At 60.0% G+C, this 23,513-nt stretch carries 27 protein-coding genes and 2 pseudogenes; 15 read left to right on the forward strand and 14 right to left on the reverse strand.

From position 1 onward, the window contains the following. The first annotated feature begins 1 nt into the window (after position 1). Positions 2-469, forward strand: coding sequence for a hypothetical protein (locus AC0L24_RS08475; protein WP_473563646.1), 468 nt, complete (start codon positions 2-4; stop codon positions 467-469). A 50-nt stretch (positions 470-519) separates the two neighbouring features. Then, positions 520-1,182 (forward strand): glutathione S-transferase family protein, encoded by a 663-nt coding sequence (locus tag AC0L24_RS08480; protein ID WP_127396595.1) that lies wholly within the window; start codon positions 520-522, stop codon positions 1,180-1,182. Positions 1,183-1,821: 639 nt separating this feature from the next. Here AC0L24_RS08480 and AC0L24_RS08485 read toward each other — a convergent pair. Next, on the reverse strand, positions 1,822-2,733 hold the full coding sequence (locus tag AC0L24_RS08485) for an agmatinase (protein WP_127396591.1): 912 nt from the start codon (positions 2,731-2,733) through the stop codon (positions 1,822-1,824). A 365-nt stretch (positions 2,734-3,098) separates the two neighbouring features. On the opposite strand from AC0L24_RS08485, the gene AC0L24_RS08490 reads away from it, so the two are divergent. Then, complete coding sequence (locus AC0L24_RS08490; protein WP_023812007.1) at positions 3,099-3,908, forward strand: nucleotidyltransferase family protein; 810 nt, start codon at positions 3,099-3,101, stop codon at positions 3,906-3,908. Further along, entirely contained in the window at positions 3,901-4,650 is a 750-nt protein-coding gene (locus tag AC0L24_RS08495) for a metallophosphoesterase family protein (RefSeq protein WP_127271062.1), read from the forward strand. Before AC0L24_RS08490 ends, AC0L24_RS08495 begins: the two co-directional genes overlap by 8 nt. Positions 4,651-4,688: 38 nt before the next feature. On the opposite strand, the gene AC0L24_RS08500 is transcribed toward AC0L24_RS08495, so the two are convergent. The 3 genes from AC0L24_RS08500 to AC0L24_RS08510 form a co-directional block, all read right to left on the reverse strand. Next, entirely contained in the window at positions 4,689-4,874 is a 186-nt protein-coding gene (locus AC0L24_RS08500) for a hypothetical protein (RefSeq protein WP_127271064.1), read from the reverse strand. Positions 4,875-5,295: 421 nt separating this feature from the next. Beyond that, positions 5,296-6,486: an NADH-quinone oxidoreductase subunit D gene (locus tag AC0L24_RS08505; RefSeq protein WP_128309968.1), complete on the reverse strand. Its 1,191-nt coding sequence runs from the start codon at positions 6,484-6,486 to the stop codon at positions 5,296-5,298. Between the two features lie 52 nt (positions 6,487-6,538). Beyond that, on the reverse strand, positions 6,539-6,934 hold the full coding sequence (locus AC0L24_RS08510; RefSeq protein WP_292337183.1) for a hypothetical protein: 396 nt from the start codon (positions 6,932-6,934) through the stop codon (positions 6,539-6,541). Positions 6,935-7,187: 253 nt separating this feature from the next. Here AC0L24_RS08510 and AC0L24_RS08515 point away from each other — a divergent pair, with 253 nt between their 5' ends. Together AC0L24_RS08515 and AC0L24_RS08520 are read left to right on the forward strand one after the other, a co-directional pair. Next, positions 7,188-7,415 carry a hypothetical protein gene (locus AC0L24_RS08515; protein ID WP_292695812.1) on the forward strand — a complete coding sequence of 76 codons (228 nt, stop codon included), beginning with the start codon at positions 7,188-7,190 and terminating at the stop codon, positions 7,413-7,415. A 150-nt stretch (positions 7,416-7,565) separates the two neighbouring features. Further along, positions 7,566-7,724, forward strand: a complete 159-nt coding sequence (locus AC0L24_RS08520) for a hypothetical protein (protein ID WP_081738677.1) — start codon at positions 7,566-7,568, stop codon at positions 7,722-7,724. Between the two features lie 56 nt (positions 7,725-7,780). Here AC0L24_RS08520 and AC0L24_RS08525 read toward each other — a convergent pair whose 3' ends face one another. After that, positions 7,781-9,682, reverse strand: coding sequence for a multicopper oxidase domain-containing protein (locus tag AC0L24_RS08525; protein WP_473563647.1), 1,902 nt, complete (start codon positions 9,680-9,682; stop codon positions 7,781-7,783). Between the two features lie 192 nt (positions 9,683-9,874). Between AC0L24_RS08525 and AC0L24_RS08530 the strand changes: the two genes are divergently transcribed. Beyond that, a complete protein-coding gene (locus tag AC0L24_RS08530) occupies positions 9,875-10,303 on the forward strand; it encodes a hypothetical protein (protein WP_127268879.1) in 429 nt (142 codons plus the stop codon). A 111-nt stretch (positions 10,304-10,414) separates the two neighbouring features. Here the strand turns inward: AC0L24_RS08530 and AC0L24_RS08535 are convergent, their stop codons facing one another. The 4 genes from AC0L24_RS08535 to AC0L24_RS08550 form a co-directional block, all read right to left on the reverse strand. After that, positions 10,415-10,573: a hypothetical protein gene (locus tag AC0L24_RS08535; RefSeq protein ID WP_127268877.1), complete on the reverse strand. Its 159-nt coding sequence runs from the start codon at positions 10,571-10,573 to the stop codon at positions 10,415-10,417. 84 nt (positions 10,574-10,657) lie between these two features. Continuing rightward, positions 10,658-11,128: a YbhB/YbcL family Raf kinase inhibitor-like protein gene (locus AC0L24_RS08540; protein ID WP_127268875.1), complete on the reverse strand. Its 471-nt coding sequence runs from the start codon at positions 11,126-11,128 to the stop codon at positions 10,658-10,660. Between the two features lie 46 nt (positions 11,129-11,174). Continuing rightward, positions 11,175-11,381: a hypothetical protein gene (locus tag AC0L24_RS08545; protein WP_013531530.1), complete on the reverse strand. Its 207-nt coding sequence runs from the start codon at positions 11,379-11,381 to the stop codon at positions 11,175-11,177. A gap of 101 nt (positions 11,382-11,482) precedes the next feature. Further along, the gene (locus AC0L24_RS08550; protein ID WP_127810342.1) at positions 11,483-13,474 is read right to left on the reverse strand and encodes a protein-L-isoaspartate(D-aspartate) O-methyltransferase; all 1,992 of its coding nucleotides are present in this window, start codon (positions 13,472-13,474) and stop codon (positions 11,483-11,485) included. 262 nt (positions 13,475-13,736) lie between these two features. Between AC0L24_RS08550 and AC0L24_RS08555 the strand changes: the two genes are divergently transcribed. From AC0L24_RS08555 to AC0L24_RS08570, 4 genes are all read left to right on the forward strand, one after another. Then, positions 13,737-16,148, forward strand: a complete 2,412-nt coding sequence (locus AC0L24_RS08555) for a phosphoketolase family protein (RefSeq protein WP_127810343.1) — start codon at positions 13,737-13,739, stop codon at positions 16,146-16,148. Then, complete coding sequence (locus AC0L24_RS08560) at positions 16,145-17,323, forward strand: acetate/propionate family kinase (protein WP_127810344.1); 1,179 nt, start codon at positions 16,145-16,147, stop codon at positions 17,321-17,323. The genes AC0L24_RS08555 and AC0L24_RS08560 overlap by 4 nt, the downstream gene beginning before the upstream one ends. A gap of 163 nt (positions 17,324-17,486) precedes the next feature. After that, positions 17,487-17,771: a hypothetical protein gene (locus AC0L24_RS08565; protein WP_245481724.1), complete on the forward strand. Its 285-nt coding sequence runs from the start codon at positions 17,487-17,489 to the stop codon at positions 17,769-17,771. A gap of 46 nt (positions 17,772-17,817) precedes the next feature. Then, positions 17,818-18,072 carry a DUF6894 family protein gene (locus AC0L24_RS08570; RefSeq protein ID WP_127395996.1) on the forward strand — a complete coding sequence of 85 codons (255 nt, stop codon included), beginning with the start codon at positions 17,818-17,820 and terminating at the stop codon, positions 18,070-18,072. Between the two features lie 63 nt (positions 18,073-18,135). On the opposite strand, the gene AC0L24_RS08575 is transcribed toward AC0L24_RS08570, so the two are convergent. The 5 genes and pseudogenes from AC0L24_RS08575 to AC0L24_RS08595 all read right to left on the reverse strand — a co-directional run bounded on the left by AC0L24_RS08575 (position 18,136) and on the right by AC0L24_RS08595 (position 19,875). After that, on the reverse strand, positions 18,136-18,300 hold the full coding sequence (locus AC0L24_RS08575) for a hypothetical protein (RefSeq protein ID WP_127810345.1): 165 nt from the start codon (positions 18,298-18,300) through the stop codon (positions 18,136-18,138). Between the two features lie 152 nt (positions 18,301-18,452). Continuing rightward, complete coding sequence (locus tag AC0L24_RS08580; RefSeq protein WP_127320534.1) at positions 18,453-18,653, reverse strand: KTSC domain-containing protein; 201 nt, start codon at positions 18,651-18,653, stop codon at positions 18,453-18,455. Between the two features lie 80 nt (positions 18,654-18,733). Continuing rightward, positions 18,734-19,168, reverse strand: coding sequence for a GFA family protein (locus AC0L24_RS08585; RefSeq protein WP_292139803.1), 435 nt, complete (start codon positions 19,166-19,168; stop codon positions 18,734-18,736). Positions 19,169-19,248: 80 nt separating this feature from the next. Continuing rightward, a pseudogene (locus tag AC0L24_RS08590) lies at positions 19,249-19,547 on the reverse strand (PRC-barrel domain-containing protein). A gap of 166 nt (positions 19,548-19,713) precedes the next feature. Continuing rightward, complete coding sequence (locus AC0L24_RS08595) at positions 19,714-19,875, reverse strand: hypothetical protein (protein WP_164873844.1); 162 nt, start codon at positions 19,873-19,875, stop codon at positions 19,714-19,716. Positions 19,876-20,161: 286 nt separating this feature from the next. On the opposite strand from AC0L24_RS08595, the gene AC0L24_RS08600 reads away from it, so the two are divergent. The 4 genes and pseudogenes from AC0L24_RS08600 to AC0L24_RS08615 all read left to right on the forward strand — a co-directional run bounded on the left by AC0L24_RS08600 (position 20,162) and on the right by AC0L24_RS08615 (position 23,305). After that, positions 20,162-20,866 carry a Crp/Fnr family transcriptional regulator gene (locus AC0L24_RS08600; RefSeq protein WP_164873984.1) on the forward strand — a complete coding sequence of 235 codons (705 nt, stop codon included), beginning with the start codon at positions 20,162-20,164 and terminating at the stop codon, positions 20,864-20,866. A 392-nt stretch (positions 20,867-21,258) separates the two neighbouring features. Further along, positions 21,259-21,864 carry an alpha-ketoglutarate-dependent dioxygenase AlkB gene (locus AC0L24_RS08605; protein WP_127398381.1) on the forward strand — a complete coding sequence of 202 codons (606 nt, stop codon included), beginning with the start codon at positions 21,259-21,261 and terminating at the stop codon, positions 21,862-21,864. Between the two features lie 513 nt (positions 21,865-22,377). Further along, positions 22,378-22,995 (forward strand): annotated as a pseudogene (locus AC0L24_RS08610) (flavodoxin family protein). A 145-nt stretch (positions 22,996-23,140) separates the two neighbouring features. Continuing rightward, positions 23,141-23,305 carry a DUF3309 family protein gene (locus AC0L24_RS08615; protein WP_013531546.1) on the forward strand — a complete coding sequence of 55 codons (165 nt, stop codon included), beginning with the start codon at positions 23,141-23,143 and terminating at the stop codon, positions 23,303-23,305. Positions 23,306-23,513 lie beyond the last annotated feature (208 nt).

Genomic DNA, 23,513 nt, shown 5'->3' on the forward strand with positions numbered 1-23,513 from the left:
AGTGAATTCTGAAACAATCGAGATCTACCATCCACGTGGTGTTTTGAATTTGGGCCAATGGGACATTGGCGGTCTCAAGCTCAAAGTCTATGGCCTCGTCGCAGACAACAAGAAGGTCGACGGACCCATGGTGACCCTGGCACAGTCATTCGTGCGACAGGAGGTTCTGCCGCGTGTGGTGGACGAGGGTGACGACAATGGCATGGGCTTTGTGATTATTCACCCTGGCGAGCTGGGTGTTTCCATCTCGGTTCACTGGTGGATACAAGGTTCGGTGCTTTGTCAGCATATCTATCGGAAGCTGTATTCCGCCGCCGAACCGATGGATACGGTAAAGAGACCTGTTGTTGCCTGTGTTTGGGAATTGGCTCTGATAAATGCCGAGCAGGAAGCTTGGCGAAAAACGATGAAAAGCGAGCCCAGTCCGTCAGGATACATGGACGCTCGAGCTGGCTTCGAAGCTGCATAGAGACCGCCCATGATCGACTATGGCGTGGTCGCTCAGACCGTCGGTGCCCAATGAAGCTGTATTTCAGCCGCAATCCGAACCCTCGGCTCGCGCTCGCGGTGGCACGCTACCTCGACGCGAAAGTCGAATTTGAATTCGCCTCGCCCTTCGCTCCGGGGCAGGCGGAGAAATATCGGCCGTTAAATCCCAATCTCTCACTGCCCATCCTTGTGGATGATGAGGGAAAGAGCCTCTGGGAGGCAGACGCCATAGCCTGCAGGCTCTCGCGCGACGCGCATTCGGATTTCTGGCGCACCGGCGATGACGAACCCGAGATGATCCGGTGGCTCAGCTGGGGCAAGGAGCACTTCGCATCCGCTTGCGACACGGTGCATTTCGAGCGTGGAACCAAACAGCGGTACGGCATCGGCCCGATCGATCAGAAGCGGGTGGAGGAGGGCCTAAACCAATTCCATACGGCCGCGGCAATAATCGACGCCGTGCTTGCCGAGCGGCAGTGGCTGGTCGGGAATTCGATTTCCTATGCCGATTTTCGAATGGCGACCTTCCTGCCGTTCAACGATGCCGCCAGATTGCCGCTCGACGATTATTCTTCTGTCAGCCGCTGGTACCGTCGGCTTGAAGACATCGACGCCTGGCGTGACCCTTTCAAGGGGATGGATGCACCCGAATTGCCGCCGGTGCCGCAAACGGCTGTCGGGGACCAGCGGTGAGAATGCGCGCGAAGAACCGCGCAGCAGGCCGAGTCTACCAAGGCGATGATGTGCGGGGGATCGGATGAATATCTATGTCCTGAGTGGTCGAAGGACAGGAATGGGTCCTTCCTCGACAGGCGGACGACTACCAGCTGTTTTCGATGCTCTGCGGCCGGAAGCAGACACGATGGCATCCGCCCGGGATGGAGATCCTGCGCGAGCACGACGATGGTACGCTCCGGCGATATTCAGATTTTCCATGGCTTGGCGAGCATGTGCTCATCCCGCGGGCGAGGGCGTTGAAGTTGCTTCGGCCAACCCTCGAACCGTACGGTGAATTCCTGCCGCTTCGTGCTGACGAGCCAATATCGCTCTTCAAAGCCTCGTCCTTCGAGCGGACGCAATCGGCGGTACCGAGATATTCAAGCTCCCAGAGCGTGCCGATGGGGTGCGAATATCCGATATCTATCTGCAGGAGACGATCGTACGCCGGATCGGGGAACTTGGGCTCAAGGGCATTGCTTTCAACTTGGTCTGGAGCGACGAGCCGGCCGGACAAGGCAGGATCGAGTACTCAGGTGTGGAAAAGGGCATTTCAACCGCGAGCTCCCTCACGCGCTTTTGGGCCGGTCTGCGGCGAAGAGCAGGGTTTTGACATCAAACCTGCCGGACGACGGTGCCGACCACATTGACGAGAAGGCGCGCGGCGGTCAGCGCTGACAGGCCGTCGATATCGGCCGGAGGATAGAACTCGACAAGGTCGAACCCTGCGATCCGGGCCCGTCTGCCGAGGCTGGCGATCAGGTCAATCACCTGCGTGTAGGTGAGGCCGCCGGGTGTACGCGCCGCCACGCCCGGCATGATGCTTGGATCGAGGCTGTCACAGTCGAGGGTGACGACAACCCGCGCGCCTTCCGGAATATGCCGGAGCGCGGCTTCGACGCTCTGAGCGTGAACCTCGCGGGCGGTCACGAAGTGGCTGCCATAGCGCCGTGCCGCTTCGATCTCGGTGATGCGTGCGCTGCCGACGCTGCGCAGGCCGACTTGCACCATGCCTGCTACATGCGGCATCTCGCTCGCCCTGCGCATCGGGCTCGAATAGCCGTGGCGTTCGCCATACACCTCGTCGCGCCAGTCGATATGGGCGTCGATCTGCAGGACCCAGACCGGCCCGTGCTCCGCAAAGCCGGCGAGGAAGGGAATGGTCATGGAACAGTCGCCGCCGATCAGGATCGGCACGGCCGGCAATGCCAGGATCTCGCACGTTTTTGCCTCGATCCTGACCCTGTTGCCGGCATTGTCATGCATGGTGGTCAAGATATCGCCGGCGTCGATGCAAGACACCGGCTTGCCGTCGAACAGCGGACCGCCGAGATCGAAATCCCAGTGCCCGACGAACGTGGCGTCGTCCTGGCTCGCAGCGCGGATGGCATCCGCCGCCAAGGCGTGGCCGCGGCTGTCCTTGCCGGGATAAGTGCTGCCGTGACCGGCCCCGAAGATCACCGCGCGGGGCATGTGACCATCTGCGAGACGGTCTGGAAAGCCGAGAAAGGGAGGCGAGGGGGTCATGCCTTGATGGATCCTGATGATGCTTAGCGCACGCCGATCGGGTGCGGTTAAGTCAAGCGCCCCGGCTTCAGCTTTGTGCCGATCGGGTAAGCCCAATAAACTCTAAAACAATCGAGATCGATCACCCACCTGGTGTTTCAAATTTGGGCCAACGGGGCATTGGCGGTGGCATGCGCCGATTTCGAGGCGACATTGCGCTGCCGGCGAGGACGTTGGGGCGGCTTGCGTCGGCAGGCGCGATCCCGAAATTTCCAGTACGTGACGAGAATGAACCTTGGCTGGTCGCCTGATAGCGGAACCAGGCGAGGTTCACGTTGTTACCACAGCGGGCGACTGCCGGTTGCCGGATTCGGAGTCATCGTTTCATGACCAATGGTCCATTGCCTGAAAACGTTCTGGTCTCGCTTCCCAAGATCGATGCAAAAGCGGCGCCGACGCTCAAAAATGCCGAGGCGGAGGTATTTTACACGGAAGCAATCCGTGAGCTTACCGCCACCGACATACCCTTTCTGGTCGCCGGGACCTACGCGGTAAGCGCTTATACGGGTGTCACCCGCCAGACCAAGGACCTCGATATCTTCTGCAAGGCAGGCGACTACGCGCGGATCCTGGCCCATTTCAAGCAGCTTGGATATGCCGTCGAAATCGAGGATGACCGGTGGCTCGGCAAGGTGTTCAAGGGCACGCATTTCTTCGACGTCATATTCGGCTCGGCCAACGGCACGGTGCCTGTTGGCGACCTGTGGCTGGAACACGCCCGCCAAACAGAGCTGTTGGGCAGCAGGGTGCGGATCATCGGCCCGACCGAACTCATCTGGTCCAAATGCTTTATCCAGGACAGAGGGCGACACGATGGCGCCGATATCGCTCATACGATTCTCAAGGCGGGCGATCAGATCGATTGGCACCGGCTGCTTTCTTATCTGGAGGTTCACTGGGAGGTTCTGTTGATGCAGCTTATCAATTTCAGGTGGATCTATCCGAGCGAGCGCGATCATATCCCGGCGTGGCTGCTCGATGAATTGCTCGACCGCCTCGCCAAGCAACGGCAGTTGCCGTCTCCAAGGATGAAGATCTGCCGTGGGCGGCTGCTTTCGCAAACCGATTACGAAATCGACGTCAAGGAATGGGGCTTCGCCGGCGTCGGTGGTGTGGGAGAATTCCGTGATGGCTGATCCCGTCAAGAGCAGCGCGCCCAAGGAGGGCGCACGCGCGCTCAAAGTTGCCGCGGTCGGGGATCTCCATGTGCGGGAAGATGCGCAAACCTCGTATCGCGACCTCTTCGGCGAGATATCGAGCGAAGCCGACATTCTCGTTCTCACGGGAGATCTGACCAATCTCGGCAAGCCTCGTGAAGCGGAGATGCTGGCCGAGGATCTGCGCAACTGCTCGATCCCGGTCGTGGCGGTGCTCGGCAATCATGACTACGAGTCTGGTGCGGTGGAAGACGTCACGAAGATCCTGCGCCAGGCGCATGTTCATCTCCTCGACGGGCAGGCAGTTGAAATCGAGGAGGTGGGTTTTGTCGGCGTGAAGGGATTCATAGGCGGCTTCGGGTCACGCATGCTCGGCTCATTCGGTGAACCGGCGATCAAGACGATGGTCGCGGAAAGCGTGAACGAGGCAATGCGACTTGAAAATGCGATGCGCCAGGTGCGGGCGAAGCGCACACTGGTGATCCTCCACTACGCGCCAATTGCCGACACAGTCGCGGGAGAACCGCCGGAGATATTTCCATTTCTGGGCTCTTCACGCCTGGCGGAGACGATCGATCGATTCCAGGTTAGTGCTGTCGTGCACGGTCATGCACATCGCGGTTCTTACGAAGGTCAAACACCTGGCGGAGCCAAGGTCTACAACGTCGCCATGCATGTGGCCAAGCCAAGCGGCCGCCCCTACGCCTTGCTCGAAATCTGACGCCAGCGGCATGCGCCGTGGTGTCCATTGGCCTTGACTCAATTGGTGGCGTTGATCGATTTCGCCAACTCTTCCAGCTTCCGGGGATCGTTGCCATGACGGCGCACCAGTTCGCGAGCCTGCCTGGACGGCAAATCGGTCGTGGCCGCCAGTTGTCGCACCTGCTGATCGTCGATGGCGACCTGCGGCAATGTATGGTCGATATTTCCTTCCTTGTCCTTCATCGCGCTTCTCCTTGATCCCTGTCGACGACAACGGCTCGAAAATCCGACCGGTTCCGAACGATCTGCAACTTTTGCGCCTTCACCTGGGCGGACCAACATACTCGTGTCCCGAGGGCGTAACGATCTCGCTGGATTCTGCCAGGAACCATGCCCCGGCGCACGAGTTGTTCCGACTGAACGGAGATAGTTCGATGCCACAGCCAAGACAGCCAGACCCAAATCGCGATGTTCCCGTGCCGCCTCCAACATGGAAGCCCGAGCCGATCGAGGAACCCGAACCGGAAAGGCTCCCGGACGAGACCCCGCTGCCCAATCCCGACGAGAATGAAGAGCCTCCCATCCACGCGTAGGACGAAGGGGAGTTTCTTTATCGCGGGGCAAAGCACACCTTCATCGCGGGGCAAAGCACACCTTCGGACGGCTAACGATCAATCTCGCCAAACACGATGTCGAGCGATCCGATGATGGCGGCAACGTCGGCGATCATGTGCCCTCGAGACAGGAAATCCATCGCCTGCAGATGGGCGAAGGATGGCGCGCGTATCTTGCACCGGTAAGGGACATTGCCCCCGTCGGAAACCAGATAAACACCGAATTCTCCCTTTGGCGCTTCAACCGCGGCGTAGACTTCTCCGGCCGGCACGCGATGCCCCTCGGTATAAAGTTTGAAATGCTGGATGGTCGCCTCCATCGAGCGTTTCATCGTGGCGCGCCGCGGCGGCGTGATCTTCTGGTTTGGAAGCGCGACCGGCCCCTGGCCTTCGGGTGACCGCAGTTTTTCCAGGCACTGCTTCATGATCCGCACCGACTGGCGCATCTCCTCCATGCGGACCAGGTAGCGGTCATAGCAGTCTCCGTTCTTTCCGACGGGAATGTCGAAATCCATGTCCGGGTAACATTCGTATGGCTGTGCCTTGCGCAAATCCCATGCGGCGCCCGATCCGCGCACCATCACGCCGGAAAATCCCCAGGCCCAGGCATCCTCCAGCCCGATTACGCCCACATCGACATTGCGCTGCTTGAAGATACGGCTGCCGGTGAGCAATTCGTCGAGGTTGTCACAGACTTTGAGGAACGGATCGCAGAAAGCCCAGATGTCGTCGAGAAGCTTCGGAGGCATATCCTGGTGCACGCCGCCGATTCTGAAATAATTCGCATGCATGCGGGCGCCGGAGGCGCGCTCGTAAAAAACCATCAGCTTTTCCCGCTCCGCAAATCCCCAAAGCGGCGGCGTCAGCGCGCCGATATCCATGGCCTGCGTCGTGACGTTGAGGAGATGCGACAGAAGCCGGCCGATTTCGCAAAAAAGAACACGGACGAGTTGTCCACGCTTTGGAACGCTGATTTCGAGCAGTTTTTCGGCAGCGAGGCAGAAGGCATGCTCCTGGTTCATCGGCGCGACATAATCGAGCCGGTCGAAATAGGGCAGCGCTTGCAAATAGTTCTTGTGCTCTATGAGTTTTTCGGTGCCGCGATGCAGTAAGCCAATATGCGGATCGGCACGCTCGACGATCTCGCCGTCCAGTTCGAGCACCAGCCGAAGAACACCGTGGGCCGAGGGATGCTGGGGCCCGAAATTGATGGTGAAGTTGCGAACGGCGGCTTCGACCATTGCTGCTCTCCGCGACTGTCGGGGCAAGGCGTGATGCGAATGGTTCGGCGCCTCAAGTCGTCGTCTGAATGATCAGCGTCAGGGTGCCATCGCCATCTATGTTTGCAGCGACAACCTGCGAGGAATTGAGCCCATTGGCCCTCAAGGCCGATGCCGCTTGAGGCGAAGCATCGACTGAGTTTTGCAGGCGTAGCAAATCTTCGGCGCTGGTCTGATTGATCACGGCATCCGCCTGCGCCTTGATTTCGTCAGGCAGATCCTCGACGGCGACAATGGCAACGCCGGTGAAATTCAAATCAGCAGAGCCTGGATCTGGCAGCGCCTGCTCCGGTTGCACTTCGCCCTGCGGTGGCGTCACCTGGGGAAGCTGCGGTCCAACAGTTTGGGCGTAGACGGGCTGAATGATGACCGCCCCGGAAAGTGCGACAGCTATCGTCAACATGCGCATGGTCGCTCCTTGCATCCTTCGAGGGAGATTCTGAAGAAACCCCCATGCCGAGCGATTGTTCCCGCGGGGCTGGTCACACTGGGCAATTTCGCGTCGATCCCCCTGGGGAAACGCCGAACGAACCATGGCCCAGACGACGTCATATGGCTGTCTCCCAACCGGCTGAGCGGTTGCGTACGGAATCGTACCATCGATTGATCTGCACCTTGGAGAGGATCAAAATAAAGCAGAGGTGACCATGGGAGGGAGCCGCATGAGCATCGCCAGACGGGCAATAAGACCTGTCGGTACCGCCAAGGCATTTCTGGCAGAGGAGCTTCGAAGTGCGCGATACGGCGACATCGTTTCGGTCAAAGCGGCGATAGAGGCCGCTCGCAGCGACGCGCCTTATTTGCAGGATACAGACGATGAGTTGATGGAGACGATCGTCGAGCTGGCACGGGAACTGGGGCTGGCCGTCCTTTTTGACTCTCGCGATTGACCGATGAGCCATGGCTGGAGGACTCACCGGTGGTTGAAGCGATTTGGTACGAAATCGACAATTGGCTCATGGCCGAAAATGCGCAATCATTGGGAAATGGGACGACGGCTGGACGACAAACTCGATTGCAAGGCTTGTGGGACTATCCAAATGGACATTCCCGACAACGCCAAGGAATCGACGCCAATTCATTGCAGCAATTGCGGCGCCTTTCTCGGCGAGTGGGGCGAATTGCAGGACGATTTCTACCGCCAGGCTCGCGGTACCGAGGCATTCGACTTGCGCAACGGAACCATTATCAAGAAGTAGCCCGCAACGACGCGGCCTCCGGATGACATCGGCAAATTCGCAAGGGGTTGGCAGATCTAGCCGACCTCGATGACCACCATCAGCCCGCCGCCTCCCTTTTCCTCGACATTGTTGTTCGTCGTGTGATGCGGGATGTGGCAGTGAATGAGCCACTTGCCGGGACGCAGCGCCTTCCACACGATGTCATAGCGCTGTCCCGGTCCGACATTGATGGTATCAGCTAGGAAGCGTGCCGAGGGAGAAAGCGTCTCACCGTCACGGGCGACGACCTCGAAGGGTCCGCCATGGATATGCATTGGATGGACGAAGCCGTTGTTGGTGCCGATGAAACGCACCTTCAGCGTCTCGCCCACCTTCATAGGAATGGTGTCGGTTGCGGGATAGGCTTTGCCGTTGATGGTGAAGAAGTTCGGCATGCCGCCTTCCATGGGCATCGACGGATAAGTCAGCCCATCGCGCACCAGCCATTCCTGAAGTTCGATGACATAGTCGTGGTCAGCCGGAACCTCGTCGGCAGGATTGGCGGGATCGATAATCAGCGCCCCATAAAGCCCCAGCGCCTGGGTGCGGTCCGGCTTGGCATGCGGATGATAGAAGTAGGTCCCGTGCTGGGTCGCGGTGAACGCATAGGAATAGGATTGTCCAGGCTCGATCGGCGGCTGGGTGATCTCGGCAGGTCCATCCATCTGGTTCGGCAGGATCATGCCGTGCCAATGCACCGTGGTTTCCTCGGGCAGGTCGTTGGTGACGTCGATGCGAACCTTATCGCCCTGGCGAATGTGGATGCGCGGACCGGGAATCTGGCCATTGTAGGCATAGGCGTCGACCGCGACGTTGGGCAGGATCTGCCAGCGGACCACCGATGGTCTGAGCTCGAACACCTTGACGCCGTTCTCTAGACGGAATGGCAGTTCCTGGTCGCCCTTGGCGGCAAGACCATAGGACGAGGTGACGCGACGCGGATCGGTTGCAGCCATGTCACGCATGGATTCCGCCGGCGTGTCGCGACCCATGATCATGCCTTGCGGCATGATCGCGCCGCCGACGTCACGCGCCGAAAGCGTCAGGTTCAGCCAGTTCGCCGGCGCGGCCATGCCGATCGCCAACGCCAACACCGACACAGTACCGAGGGCCGCAATCTGCGGCGTCGTAGCGTCCGTCTCCATCTGATGGCCGCTGCGTTTGGACTTGTGGGAGGTGTTGCGGCTTCGTCGATCGTCGCCGGCGTTGGGGTGATGCGTAGCGTGCTGTTGGTGGGCGGTCGGCTCTCCATTGCTCGTTTCGTTCGCCTGCGGGCGCTGCGTCATCAATCCGTGCTTCAGCCCGCGCGCGACCAGCCAGACATTGGCCGGATAGGCGAGCGTGAAGCCGGCGATGACGCCGATCGACATCACGCCCCAGAACAAAAGCTCGGTCGGCTCCATGGCGCGCATGTCGCGTCCCATCATCAGAAAGCTCATGACGGGCGCCATGCCGGCCATCATGAAATTCATCGAGATGAACTCGGGCAAGAAGCTCTTGCGCACGTTCTCCCAGTAGGTGCCGCCCATCATCGATTTCATGAACAGCGATTGGAAGATGAACAGGCCGAAGGCAAAGCCCGCCAGATATTCGACGATGAGGTCGAGCCACATCGGCAGGCCAAGCGTTGCCGTGATGACTGCGGCGAGAATGATGCCGGTCGCATCGCCGGCAACGCAGTGGATGGTCGAGCCGACCCCCTGTTTCCACAGCGGCCTGGTGAAGTCTTCATGCTCGCCTGGACGTGGCTCCTTGTCTGCAAGCACATAAAGCAGCAGCCCCAATGGACCCATATAGAGGGTCACCAGGATGAAGCCCCATTTCATCACCACCGGTTCGGGATTGTTGCGGTATTGATCGAAGCCGACATAAAGCGTCGAGGCGGCGGCAAGAGCGAACCAGACGGCAAGGAAATAGTCGATTGGCTGGATGAACATGGATGCATCCCGTCGCGGATCAGTGGCTTGTCACAAGCAGCCCCCGTCGATGAACGCAGCCGGCATGTTTATGATCCCGCCGGCCCAATCCGGTTGTGTCGAATTCTCCAGCCTGGCGCTCTTGTCGAAGCATTAACGCGCGGTAATTCCCTTGAAGGCGTGGGCGCTTCGCTGCCTCAACAGGAGCTGGCCATGAAACATCAAACACTCGACCAACTGCATGCCGTCGCCAAGATTGAATCGTCGGCTGCTTATTCCGCCATGACACGAAATCAGCGCATAGAGCGCTGGGCTGAACTGCTGGAGCGTAATCCCGAGCGATGCCTTGGGGCGTTTGCAGGCACCGAACATCTGCACCCTGAAGCACGTTCATTGATGCGGGGCGAGGGAACGGCAATTTCGGTCGCCTTCGAGGATCCAGTGCTGCGCGCATCGGGTTTAAAGGACGACACATACGGTGAGGCAAGGCGCTTTTTCGAGCTGAACGACTGGCAGCTGCACGACATCGTCTGCGATTGCCACGTCGGCTCAACCATGAAAGCGCGCTGGGCTGCGACGCGGGTCCGCTCAGCCATCAGCGGCAGGTTCTTTGCGTGGTTGCGGCAAAGGATAATGCGCTGACCGTAGTTGGGGATCGTCGTCGCTTCGGTGCGGCATACGATCCCCTGTCTTGCCGATTGGATGTCTTGCCGATTGGATGTCTTGCCAATCGGATTGTCTTGCCGACGCGGATCAACGCTTGTCCTGGTACAGCCGGTTGGTCGCCCGGTCGCTCTCCCGTTGTTCGGCGGGTCCACGCCGACGGCGTGCGATAACGGCATAGGCCATCAGCACGATCAGCAGCAATGGGCCGCCGGCAACGACGACCAACCACATGATATCTCCAAACATGGCGGCATCTCCTTTCCCAGACAACCGGCGAGGAGGAGAACCGTTCCGTGCAGCAGGCCACCTCGGTCGCCCCTGGTCATTAACTTACGAATTGCGTTCGTAGGTTCCGATGAGTTCAGCCTGCTCAAGCGAATGTTTCTGCGCCTCCCGCCAGATGCGCTCGATGCCCACGCTGGCTGGAATGGCAAGGCTCGGCGTGTCGAGCGCGGCCAGCCGGAAATGGTAATGGTGAACGCCATGCCCGACCGGCGGTTCAGGGCCGTCGTAATAGGCGTTGCCAAAATCATTCGTTGCTTGCCTGAGGGCGCCCGGACCCGGCTTGCCGCTTTCGGCCTCGGGAAGTTCCCTCGTGTCCGGGGAGATGTTGAACACCGCCCAATGACCAAACGTTCCGCTCGGCGCGTCAGGATCCTGAACGACGAGAACGAGGCTCTTTGCTTCGTCCGGCACTCCAGACCATTTCAGCGGCGGCGATACGTTTTTGCCGTCTCGTGTGTATCTTTCGGGAATTTGTCCGCCTTCGGCAAAGGCGGCACTGCTAAGGGCAAGTGGCATGGTTCACTCCTTCCGGCGAAGTTGATCGCAGCGACGCGCAGGGCAGCTATTTGTTGGTCCGCATTTTTTGTCTTGGATCGATCCCGCCAGCGGCGGTCGTGTCGTTTTCGACGTCACCTTCGACCGTGTTCTCGCCTTCAAGCTCGAACTCTTCGCCTTCCTTGATCGTTCCCTTGGAAGTCCCGATACCAGGATTGTTCGCCAAGTCGGCATCGCTCGGTTTCTTCCATTTCGGATGTTTGGTTCCGGTCATGAGAAAACTCCTTCGACGGGGATTGCAGTTTTGAAATCGCAGACCGGATAGTTCGTTCCGGTTCCACGCCTCAGCTTCTTCATTGGTTCGCCGCGCGCCGGCTAAAGCCCGAAGGGGTAGGTGTCGGGAACGCCGGTTCTTGCATGCTCCGGGCCAAGCGGCGTCACTGCCGCGGTTTTGTCGAACCATAGGAACGCGTCGAACTGCCGGGGCAGGGAAGCGTCCGCATAGTGGCTGCCCAGCTCGGTTTCCGGCCGGTAGATCACCCCGATGAATCGCTCCAGCCTGCGTTCCAGCAGCCGCTCACGCAGCGTTGTGTCGCGCCCGAGGTCGAGCAGGAACCGCGACACAAGGGAATCGTGGCAAAGCCGTTCGTAGCTGTCGGCGTGCGACGCGCGGATTTGCTTCACCTCCATTTTGCCGTCCCAGTCGCTGGCGGCCGCTACAGTGCCGGAATGCGTGCCCATACCGATCAGCGCTGCCTCATCCCCGAAACGCTGCCGGCAGAGCTGGCCGATGTTCAGTTCGTCCCTGACGACGCCCATCTCGGTAAAGCGGGCATCGCCGATATGGGAATTGTGCGCCCACACCACGGCCTTGGCGTTGGGGCCGCCGGCATGCAGCAAATGTTCCAACGTTTCGAACATGTGCGTGTCGCGCAGGTTCCAGGACTCCGCGCCGCCATAGTACATGATCCGGTAATAGTGTTCGGCGGACGCGATCAGCCGGGCATTCTGACTGGCGTCGAGAAAGTCGGTGCCGTCCCTTTTTGCATATTCGAGCTGTTTGGCGAGCAAGTCCCGGCATTGTTCCAGCACCGCTTTCTCGCATTTTTGATAGCCGGCGGTGAGCACCGCGCGGCCGTAGGTGGACGGATCGTGTTGCCAGGGCGTCAGGCAGCCATAGCGTTCGCGCGCGATCTTGGCTGCCTGGGGATCGACCCGGTCGAGATAGTCGAGGACCGCGCCGATGGAACCGCTCATATTGTAGATGTCGAGGCCGTGGAACCCTGCTTGCGCCGAAGGCTCTAGCTTCTCGTTGTGACGGCGCATCCAGTCGGTGAAGGCCGCGACATCGGTGTTGCGCCACATCCAGGTCGGAAATCGCTGGAATGGCGCGCCAGTGCCGGTTCGCGGCCGACGATGGCGAACATAGCGGTCGATCGCCGCTGCGTCGGGCCAGTCTGCCTCGACCGCGACGATGGTGAAGCCGTGGCGTTCGATGAGCCTGCGGGTGATCGCCGCGCGCGCCCTGTAGAATTCGGACGTGCCATGGCTTGCCTCGCCAAGCAGAACAATGCGCCGGTCGGCAAACCGATCGAACAATGCGCCGAAGGCCGGATCGTCGAAATCGGGCAGGGGTTCGGCCGCGGCCGCGATCATATCAGGCAGGCTGATCGGATGGGGATGTCGAAGCGGACGACCAACGTCGGTGGCCGTGCCGTTTTCCGACCAACCCTGCTCGCCGATCAGAGGGACGAAGCGCACGCCGCCGAAATCCTCCTCGCTATAGGTTGCGGCGCCTGTCCGGGTGACTTTGAGCAGACGTTGCAAATCCGGGTCGTCGCCGACCGGAATGACGAGCCTGCCGCCGACATCGAGTTGCTCCTGAAGGGCGAGCGGTGCGCCGGGACCACTGGCTGTCACCACGATGGCGTCGAACGGCGCCGCCTGCGGCCAGCCCTTGGTGCCATCGCCTGTCCGAACCTCGATGTTTTGGTAGCCGAGTTTTTCAAACCGCCGCTTCGCCGTTTCGGCCAAACCGGGATGACGCTCTATCGTGTAGACCTGTTCGACGATCCGGCTCATCACCGCGGCCGCGTATCCCGAGCCGGTGCCAATTTCGAGCACATGGTCACCCGGTTTGACATCCGCCATCTCGATCATGAACGCGACAATGTAGGGTTGCGATATGGTCTGGCCATCGGCGATCGGCAGCGGCGTGTCTTCGTAAGCAAATTCCTCGAAGCCGGGTTCGACGAAGGCCTCGCGTGGAACTTCGCGCATTGCCTGCAGAATCTCACGGTCATGAATGCCACGCCGGCCGACATGGATATTGACCATTCGATCACGGGCACGAGGAAGATCGAGCATCTTTTAGCTCCCTTTGGTGCAACGCTTCGAGGCTATCCTTCGCGGTACCTGCCTTGAGCCTGGCCTTCGCGATTCCAGTTTCTAACCGCCGGAGTACTTCAAGGTTCCCGCCTATTTGCGGACAGGGCCGCAAAGCCGGCTGAGATGGCGTCCGGTCTCTCGGCCGCGTGGGTCGTGACGCCGACCCGAACGCGGCAGTCGGGGGTTGCTCAAGCGCAAAGATGCCCCAGTTATCACCAGCGAACCGAAGCTGGAGATGTCGATGAACGACAAGGCTGCCGCGACGCCGCAGGCCATCGGCCACGAACGGATCGACCTCATGGACCGCTACTGGCGCGCCGCGAATTACATCTCGGTCGGCCAGATCTATCTGCTCGACAATCCGCTGTTGCGCGAACCGTTGAAGGCCGAACACGTCAAGCCGCGGCTGCTTGGCCATTGGGGCACGACGCCGGGGCTGAACTTTCTCTACGTGCATCTGAACCGCGTTATCCGCGAACGCGACCTCGATGCTCTGTTTATCTGCGGGCCGGGCCATGGCGGCCCCGCAATGGTCGCCAACACCTGGCTCGAGGGCACCTATAGCGAGATATATCCCGATATCGGGCAGGACGAAGACGGCCTCAGGAAACTGTTCCGGCAGTTTTCCTTCCCCGGCGGCGTGCCAAGCCATGCCGCGCCCGAGACGCCAGGCTCCATCCATGATGGTGGTGAATTGGGATATGCGTTGGTTCACGCCTTTGGTGCGGCCTTCGACAACCCGGATCTGGTGGTTGCCTGCGTCGTTGGTGACGGTGAAGCCGAGACCGGTCCGCTCGCGGCGGCATGGCATTCCAACAAGTTCCTGAACCCAGCCTCGGATGGCGCCGTCCTGCCGATCCTGCATCTCAACGGCTACAAGATCGCCAATCCGACAATCCTCGGCCGCATGGACGATCAGGAGTTGCGAAATCTTTTCGCCGGCCATGGCTACGAACCGTTCTTCGTCGAAGGCCACGAGCCGCTTGCCATGCACCAGTCGATGGCCGCGACACTCGACACGGTGCTCGATCGCATCCGGTCCATTCAGGAACAGGCACGGGCTCCGGGATGGCATGGTCAACGCCCGCAATGGCCGATGATCGTGCTGCGCAGCCCCAAGGGATGGACAGGTCCCAGGGAGGTCGATGGCGAGAAGGTTGAGGGATTCTGGCGCTCGCATCAAGTGCCGGTGTCGAACGCACGCGGAAATGAGGGCCACCGCAAGATCCTCGAAAACTGGATGCGAAGCTACGAACCGGGAGAGCTGTTCGATGAAAGCGGGCACCTGTTGCCGGAGCTCGCGGCACTTGCCCCAACAGGGACAAAGCGCATGGGCGCAAGCCCGTACGCGAATGGCGGACTGTTGAAGCGCGATCTTGTTCTTCCCGACTGGAAAAGCCTGGCGCTGGAAGTGCCTCGTCCGGGAGGCGTCATCGCTGAAGCGACGCGGATTTGCGGAAGCTATCTTCGCGAGGTGTTCCGCCTCAATGCCGAGGCGCGGAATTTTCGCCTGATGGGGCCGGACGAGACGTCATCCAACCGCCTCGACGAGGTGTTCGAAGTTACCGATCGGCTCTGGATGCAGCGCATTGAACCCTACGACGTCCATCTTTCCCGTGACGGACGTGTCATGGAGGTACTCAGCGAGCACCTCTGCCAGGGCTGGCTTGAAGGCTATCTGCTCACCGGCCGCCACGGCCTGTTCTCCTGCTATGAAGCCTTCATCCACATTGTCGATTCGATGGTCAACCAGCATGCCAAATGGCTGAAGACCTCCGGCGAGCTTGCCTGGCGCAAGCCGATCGCCTCGCTCAATTACCTTTTGACCTCGCATGTCTGGCGGCAGGATCACAATGGTTTCAGCCATCAGGATCCGGGCTTTGCCGATCTGGTCGCCAACAAGAAGGCCGATACGGTAAGGCTCTATTTTCCGCCGGATGCCAACACCCTGCTGTGGATCACCGATCATTGCCTGAGAACCTATAACCGCATCAATGTCATTACCGCCGGCAAGCAGCCGGCACCGCAATGGCTGTCCATTGAAGAAGCCGAAGCGCATTGCAAGGCGGGGGCGGGCATCTGGGAATGGGCCGGTACGGTTGCTCAGGGCGAGGAGCCCGACGTGGTCATGGCCTGCGCCGGCGACGTGCCGGCCCTGGAAACGCTGGCCGCGACCGACATTCTGCGCTCTGCGATCCCCGACCTGAAAATCCGCGTCGTCAACGTCGTCGACCTGATGACGCTGCAGTCCAACACCGAGCATCCGCACGGGCTCGCCGATGGAGACTTCGATGCGTTGTTCACGAAGACACGGCCTGTAATCTTCGCCTATCACGGCTATCCCTATCTTATTCATCGCCTGACCTACCGTCGCGCCAACCATGACAACATGCATGTGCATGGCTTCCGCGAGGAGGGCACCACGACGACGCCGTTCGACATGGTGGTGCTCAACGAACTCGATCGCTACCACCTCGCGCTTGCCGCCATCGAACGCGTGCCGGGACTGGCCGAAAGGGCCGAAGAGCTTGCCGGCGAACTCCACGGCCGGTTGGTGAAGCACAGGGCTTATGTCCGCGAGCACGGCGATGATATGCCCGAAATCCAGAAATGGAGCTGGCCCGACAAAGGCGCGGCAAAGGCGCGCCAATGATGCGCCAATCGATCCTGGCATTGAATGCCGGTTCGTCCAGCATCAAGTTCGCGCTTTACGATCTTGTCTCGTTGCAGGCTCTGCAGCTCGTTTCGCGCGGCACGTTGGACCTGGGCGACACCCCCACCCTCCGCGCAAAAGCGGCCGACGGAACGGTGCAGTGCGATCGGCAGCTCGCCACCGACGGGCCGCGTGACGCAGCCATAGGCGAGATGCTGAATTGGGTGCAGGGCGAAATTGGCGAAAGGAACCTGCTCTGCGCCGGCCATCGCATCGTGCATGGCGGAAGCGAATTCATCGAACCTGTCCGTCTGACCCCGGACATCATCGACGCCATCGACAGGTTGACGCCGCTCGTTCCGCTGCATCAGCCTCGCAGTCTTGCGCCGGTCCGTGCAATAGCCGCCTTGCAACCGGACCTGCCACAGGTCGGATGTTTCGACACCGCTTTCCACCAGACGATCGATCCGCTGGTGCGGCGCTTCGCCCTTCCGCGCCAATATGAAGGGCAAGGCTTGCGCCGCTACGGGTTTCACGGTCTCTCCTATGAATACATCGCCGGGCGGCTCAGCGGGATATCGCCAACTCTTGCGGCGAAACGCACCATCGTCGCCCATCTCGGCAATGGTGCCAGCCTTTGTGCTTTGCAGCAGGGCAAGAGCATCGATACGACGATGGGGTTTTCGGCCCTGGATGGCCTCGTCATGGGCACGCGGTGCGGCGCCATCGATCCCGGCGTGCTGTTGTACTTCCTGCTGGAAAGAGGCATCGCGGCTGAGGAGCTGCAGACGATGCTCTACGAGAAGTCGGGACTGCTCGGCGTATCCGGTATTTCGGGCGACATGAGGACGCTGGAAGCGAGCAACGATCCTCGCGCCCAAGAGGCGATGGCGCTTTTTGCCTTCCGCGCGGCGAAGGAAGCAGCAGCGCTTGCAAACACGATGGGTGGTCTTGAATGCCTCGTGTTCACCGCCGGCATCGGCGAACGGTCCGCGTCCATCCGCAAGGCCATATGCGAAAAATTGACCTGGCTTGGCGTGGTGCTTGAAGAACGCGCCAACGACATCCACGCCGAAATCATCAGTCGTCCCGAGAGCAAGGTGGAGGTGCGCGTGATTGCGACCAATGAGGAAAGTGTCGTTGCACGTCACAGCCGTAAGGTGATGCAAGCCTGAAGGCTCGCCATTGGCATCGGAAACTCGGCGTCGGTTCGGCTCGGCAAAAGCGCGGGCAAGGGCATTCCCTGTACGAAAATTACCAAGCAAGCGGTCGGGGGAACCAACTGCCCATGGAAATATTGTGCGAGCAATCTCGGCTAACCCCGAGACCGTCGGCACGATGATCACGCCGACAGCCATACTTCAGGCATTGGCTGAGGAATCCATGTTTACGGACGATGTTGCGGTGAGGCGCCTGAAAATCCTGGTCCAGCAATATGTCGAGACACGCAAGAAACGCCACCATGTGATCTCTACCGCCAAGGCCGGAACCGCAATTCGGGAGGTGATGCCAAGTTGCCCGCTTTCGGGAGAGGCCTTCGATGATCTGATTGCGGCCTGCGCCATCGAGCATGGCCTGGCTGTGCTCTTCGACAATCCAGGTACATCAGGCACTGAAATCTGAGGCTGGCGCTTCCGATTCTATCATCGCAATGAGGAGTTCAGTCGGCATGTCCAGGTACTTTTTCGACCTTCGAGATGAGAGCGGAAGCTTGCAGGAGGATCCCGAGGGCCAGGAATTTTCTGATCTCGCGAGCGCCGAGGAAAACGCGATGGCGTCGGCGAAGGAAATCCTCGCCGAAGAGCTGCTGCATGGCAAGCCGCTGCGTACCGGATTGGCCTTCGAGATTTTTGACGAGAACCGCAACCTGGTGCTGCACTTCCCCTTTGCGCTCGCGGCCGAAAAGGCCGGCGAACCCCCTTAATCCCGAATTGCCTGGCGGCCGATCCCCTGCATGGGTCATGCAAGCCGGGCCTCAATGCGGATCCTATCCTTCCGCCTTGAAGTTTCTGGCTTCTTTTTCGACCTTGGGGCTGTCATTGCCATGCTTTTGCATAAGCTCCTTGGCCTGCTTGGGTGAGACGTCGGTGGTCTCTGCCAAGCGCAGCGCCTTCTTGTCCTTGCTTTCGGTCTTCTGCTTCTTGGCCGTCATGGCTCTTGAACTCCTTTGTAGGCTGTTCCGATCGATCTTTGCCGGTCCCGAGCATATCCAGATGAATTGTCATTGCCTGGTTTGCTTCGACGAGACGTCAACGAGACGGTGCGGGTCAGGTTCCGTGCATCGTCTGCTCATGTCCGAACTTGTCACGCCACGCGGCGGTACCGATGGCGATCTCGGATGAATTCATTGAAGAAGCGGCCTTTTGAGGAAGCTTTGGTGAAAGCGGCATAAGTTACCGGAGCAACATCCTCATAGTCGTAACGTTTGCCGCTCGGAACAAACCAGACCGAGAGGATCCTGGTGGCGGGGTCGTATTGTGCGTTTCGGATCACGGTCGATGGCATGGTGGCACCCGACGGGTCTGCCCGAATAACCCGTTAGCGATCGTCAGGTTCCGCCGATGCCCTCGCGCCTTGCACGGCGACTACCGGTCGCGCGGGTTGCCCAACTTCGGGTCGCGCTTCCTCGAATATCGGTCGATGCGTGGCAGGCTGTCATCAAACTCGATGTACGGTAGCCTCAGATCCCAATAGGCATGGGCTTGCGGCTGAAAACCTTCAGGTTTGTCAAGAAAACCGACCGCCACGTAGAACTCGTCCGGCAGACCTTCGTCGCTATAGCCTATCGAGCTTCCACAGTCCGGGCAGAACGTGCGGGTGACGCCTGGCGTTTTGGAAAAGGCCTTCGGTGCCCCTCTAAGAAGCTGAAATTGCTCTGGCCGGTAACCGACCCAAATTGTCATCGGACTTCCGATGGCCCGGCGGCAATCGTCGTCGTGATCGTAGCATATCCAGAAAGGCTCTCCGTCCATGGCTGCGGCGATTCCTCCGCAGAAGCAGGCTCCGGTCTCGCGCCGCATCGTCTGTCAATCCTGTCGCGCCCAAGGACGTTCAGAGAGCGGCCGAACGGCCGCTCCCGTTCAAGGTGAAGTCCTCAAAATCATGCATCGTGATGCTCGGGCATGTTCTTGAGCTGATCCTTGGTCCAGTTCGTCACCGCGTGAACGTCGCCGTCTTCATCGCGCATGAATTCCAATTGGCTCGCGGGAACGGCCACCGGCTTGGCACCTATGCCGAGAAAGCCGCCGACATCGATGACGACCTGACTGGCGGCTCCAGACCCGTGGACATGCGAAACGCTGCCGACCTTGTTGTCATCCGCGTCGTAAATGGTGGCGTCTTCGAGAATGTCTGGCGTCAGTTCGGTGCTTGTGAGGGTACGTGGTTGGTGTGATCCATCGTTCGGACTCCTGTTGGGTGGAATATTTGAACCTCTCAGCCGGGCAATCGTTCCGAAGAATTTCGGGGCGACGGACGGACGACGCAAGGACGCAAGAACCCTCAAATCAGCCTCGGCCCGAATTGACTCGCAAAGCTCTGTACGGAAGCGTACAAAGGGCAATCGTCAGCAGCACAGTTTGGGCGTTGACGCTTGGGAGTGACCATCGCTCTTGTCCATCACGAGGCATGGCGTTGCATGGCGAAGGAGCCCGAGCACCCCGGTCTGCCAGTAGTCGCGATAACCGCGCTTGCGCGGGATACAGGCGCCGCTGAACAACAGATACATGATATCATATCGCTCCTCGGGTTCGATCGCGCCTCTATCCTGCGGGAGGCTCGTTTGCTGGCGAAAGATGGTCAGCCAACAAGGCCTTCGAGTCTTCAGCAGTAACTGTCGGTTTCATACCAACACGCCGGCTCGTCTAGTGCTGCGCGAGACGAAGTCTATGGTTCGTTACCGTCCGCTCGTTCGACGGGCGCGGCCGGCTAAGAGATTCCAGTGCTCTTGCCCAAGGGAAAAGAGTCTCGTGGATTACCAGATACTGCAAGCCAAGAGCGAATTGCTTCGCCGCATGAGCGCGGACGATTTCGCGCGGCTGAGGCCACATCTGGCGAGCGTTTTCCTGGAGTTGCGCGCGCCGATGGAGACCGCGGGGCAGAAGATCGAGGCCGTCTATTTTCTGGAAAGCGGACTGGCCTCGGTGGTGGCGAGAACTTCGGCGGCGACCGAAGCGGAAGTCGGAATCATCGGGTTCGAGGGAATGACCGGCTCGGCCCTGGTCATGGGGGACGACCAGGCCAACTTTGACTGTTACGTCCAGTCGACATGCGAGGCCCTCCGGATGGAGGCTGCCCCCTTCGTCGAAGCCCTGGAGGACAGTCCTACATTGCGACCGTTCCTGTTGCGCTATGTCCAATATTTCCACGTTCAGACAAGCTACACCGCATCGATCAACGCACGGCAGAGCCTGGAAGTCCGACTGGCGAGATGGCTTCTGATGTGCAGCGACCGTACTGTCGGCGACCGGCTCATGATAACCCATGAATTTCTGTCCATCATGCTTGGTGTCAGGCGTCCGGGGGTCACCGTCGGCCTCCAGATGATCGAGAGTTACGGTTATATCCGGGCGCGCCGCGGAGAGATCACGATCCGCGATCGAGATGGTCTCATAAAGTTGGCGCGAGACTCTTACGGCCCACCCGAAACCCAGTACCGCCGGCTTATCGGAGATTTGGGCTCGAAGCATCCCGCGAGGCAGGAGCGGCCACTCGCTTGAGGGCCGGGGCCAACAGAGGCTTCTCCGCCACTGAACCGCCAAGAAGACATTTCGAGTGGCCGACGCGATGATGCCGGTGAGACACCGTTGCCCAAACCCGCGCCGGCCACCGCGGCATTTTTTGGGGATGCCGCGTTGCCAATCTAGTTGCTGACAAGCAACTGGCAACGGAAGCTGATGGTTCGGTAAGAATCGTACGTACATGGACGCAGCGTCCCTCGATCGCATTCAAGGCATGCCCGCGGAATCCTGGATTGAATACAGTCACCCCGATAGACTCCGGATTGACAGGCTTTGTCCGGTCAGTGCGGTGATATCCGCAGGGCGGAGTGCAGATTTGCTGGCTCGGTTCCGATATTGCCAGGCGGACTGGCCTTCACCATCTAGCTGGGATGGCGACACCCAAATCGAAAGCACTCGGCTCCGACTCATCCGGGCTCCAGCACGATCTCTTTGGTGCCGCCGACGACCTGCCGGAAGGTTTCCTCTACCAGCCTGATCTTATCACCGCGCAAGAAGAAACCGAACTCGCCCGGCATCTCGAAGGCCTGCCTTTCGAGGCGTTCGATTTCCATGGCCATCTGGCAAACCGGCGCGTCGTGGGTTTTGGCCTGCGCTACGACTACGATAGGCGCCAGGTGGTCGAGGCCCCGCCGATCCCTGACTTCCTGTTGGCCCTGCGCGACCAGATCGCGGCGTTGGCAGGCAAGCCCGCCGAGGCCTTCGCGCAAGTGTTGATCAATGAATACCGGCCCGGCGCCGGCATCGGCTGGCATCGAGACAAACCTCATTTCGAAGACGTTGCGGGTGTTTCGTTGCTGGCGCCTTGCAGCTTCCGGCTCCGGCGGAAGAATGGCGCCAAGTGGGATCGCCGGACCATCGTCGTCGAACCAAGGTCGGCGTATCTCATGACTGGACGATCGCGCACGGAATGGGAGCACAGCATTCCGCCAGTTGACCTGCATCGATACTCGATCACCTTGCGGACATTGCGCTAACTCCGCAGGAGCATAAGAACCTTCTTTTCCGCCGACGGCGGCGTGCCACGCGATCCACCGATCTCCGGAAGATCGAAAGCCAGCGTAAAGTATCGCCCGCCGAGTTCATCGATCACACCATCATAGATTTTCCGGGAATGGGGCCAGCGTGCAGAAGGATCAAGGCCGGTCGGCCCGGATCGCCGGCCGTGGATACCGCCAGCTGCATATCGCCTGCTTCGAGGGACGAGCATCGTTGATCCATTCTCAGGAATTCAGGAGAAAACGACGAGCGATCGACTAAGTTGCCCCACTGGTTGCAGTTCTCCAGCGGTGGTCAGTGCTCAAGAGCCAGCCGCTGTGTGCCGGCTGGACCGTCGCCACGTGGGACAATCTCGCCACCGGCCTGTTGGTCAGCCTGGCGGAACAAGCATTCAACCCTGGCGTTAAATGCCGGGCGGTCCCGCAACGGGCGAATGGGCTGTCGCGAGGAAGTCGGGGCGATCGCAATTAGGACAATGCAGGGAGATCCAGATGCCGCTCACGGCCTTCGCACTTAATTGCTCGCTCAAAGCTTCGAACGACAGAGAAAAATCCTCCACCGATCGGTTGCTCGCCGATGTCCTGGCGGCGCTGATGCAATACGAGGTGAAGGGCGAGATCGTGCGTGCGCTCAGTCACGATATCAAACCCGGCGTGCTCTCCGACATGGGCGAGGGCGACGATTGGCCGAAACTCAGAAAGAAAATACTGGCGGCCGACATTTTCGTACTCGGGCTCCCGATCTGGCTTGGCCAGCCCTCGAGTGTGGCCAAGCGCGTCCTGGAGCGGATGGATGCGTTTCTCGAGGAGACCGATGACAAAGGGCGCATGCCGGCAGCAGGAAAGGTGGCCTTGGTGGCCATCGTCGGCAATGAGGACGGTGCGCATCACTGCCACGCGGAATGCTTTCAGGCACTGAACGATGTTGGCTTCACCATCCCGGCCAATGGCGGGGTCTACTGGGTCGGCGAGGCCATGCAGGAGGTTAACTATGTCGATCTGCCGGCGACTCCGGAAAAAGTCTAGGGTGCGATCGAAATGGCAGCATCAAACGCCGCCCATCTCGCTGGATTGCTGAAAGACCGGGGCTACTTGGGCATCTCGGGGTGACCTTTGTTCGCCTGACATCCTTCAACCTGGCAGCGTCGATGCGGTCTCAGTCGGGAACAGGAAGGCTTGTAGCGAGTTCATAATCACATCAGCCGGCGACCGCCGCTCCGTCTAAGGCGCGAAGCCGCAAACAGGAGAGCAAGTCATGGGTCTCGGCACAATTCTTATCATCATTCTGATTATTGCATTGCTTGGCGGTTTTAGTGGGCTTGGCGGCGGGCCATTCTACGGCACCGGCTATTACGGCGGGGGCGGCCTCGGTCTTCTGCTGCTTATAGTCATTATCCTGGTCGTGCTCGGGCGTCTCTAGCCCTCGCGATGCGGTGGCAGGGTGTATCACCTGCCGCTTGCAGTCCCTTTTGCGGGTTGCTTTGAATCCATAGCAGCCCAGCATTGGCGGTCCGCCCGCTGGAGGGCGGACCCAAGCGAGGACAGATCAGGGCCAAAGACGGGCGCTGTTTGACCGAGACCGCGACAACCGCCCGCCCCCGCCCGCCGCCCGCACGCAATACGAGGAG

The organism is Mesorhizobium sp. WSM4809, from assembly GCF_055811655.1.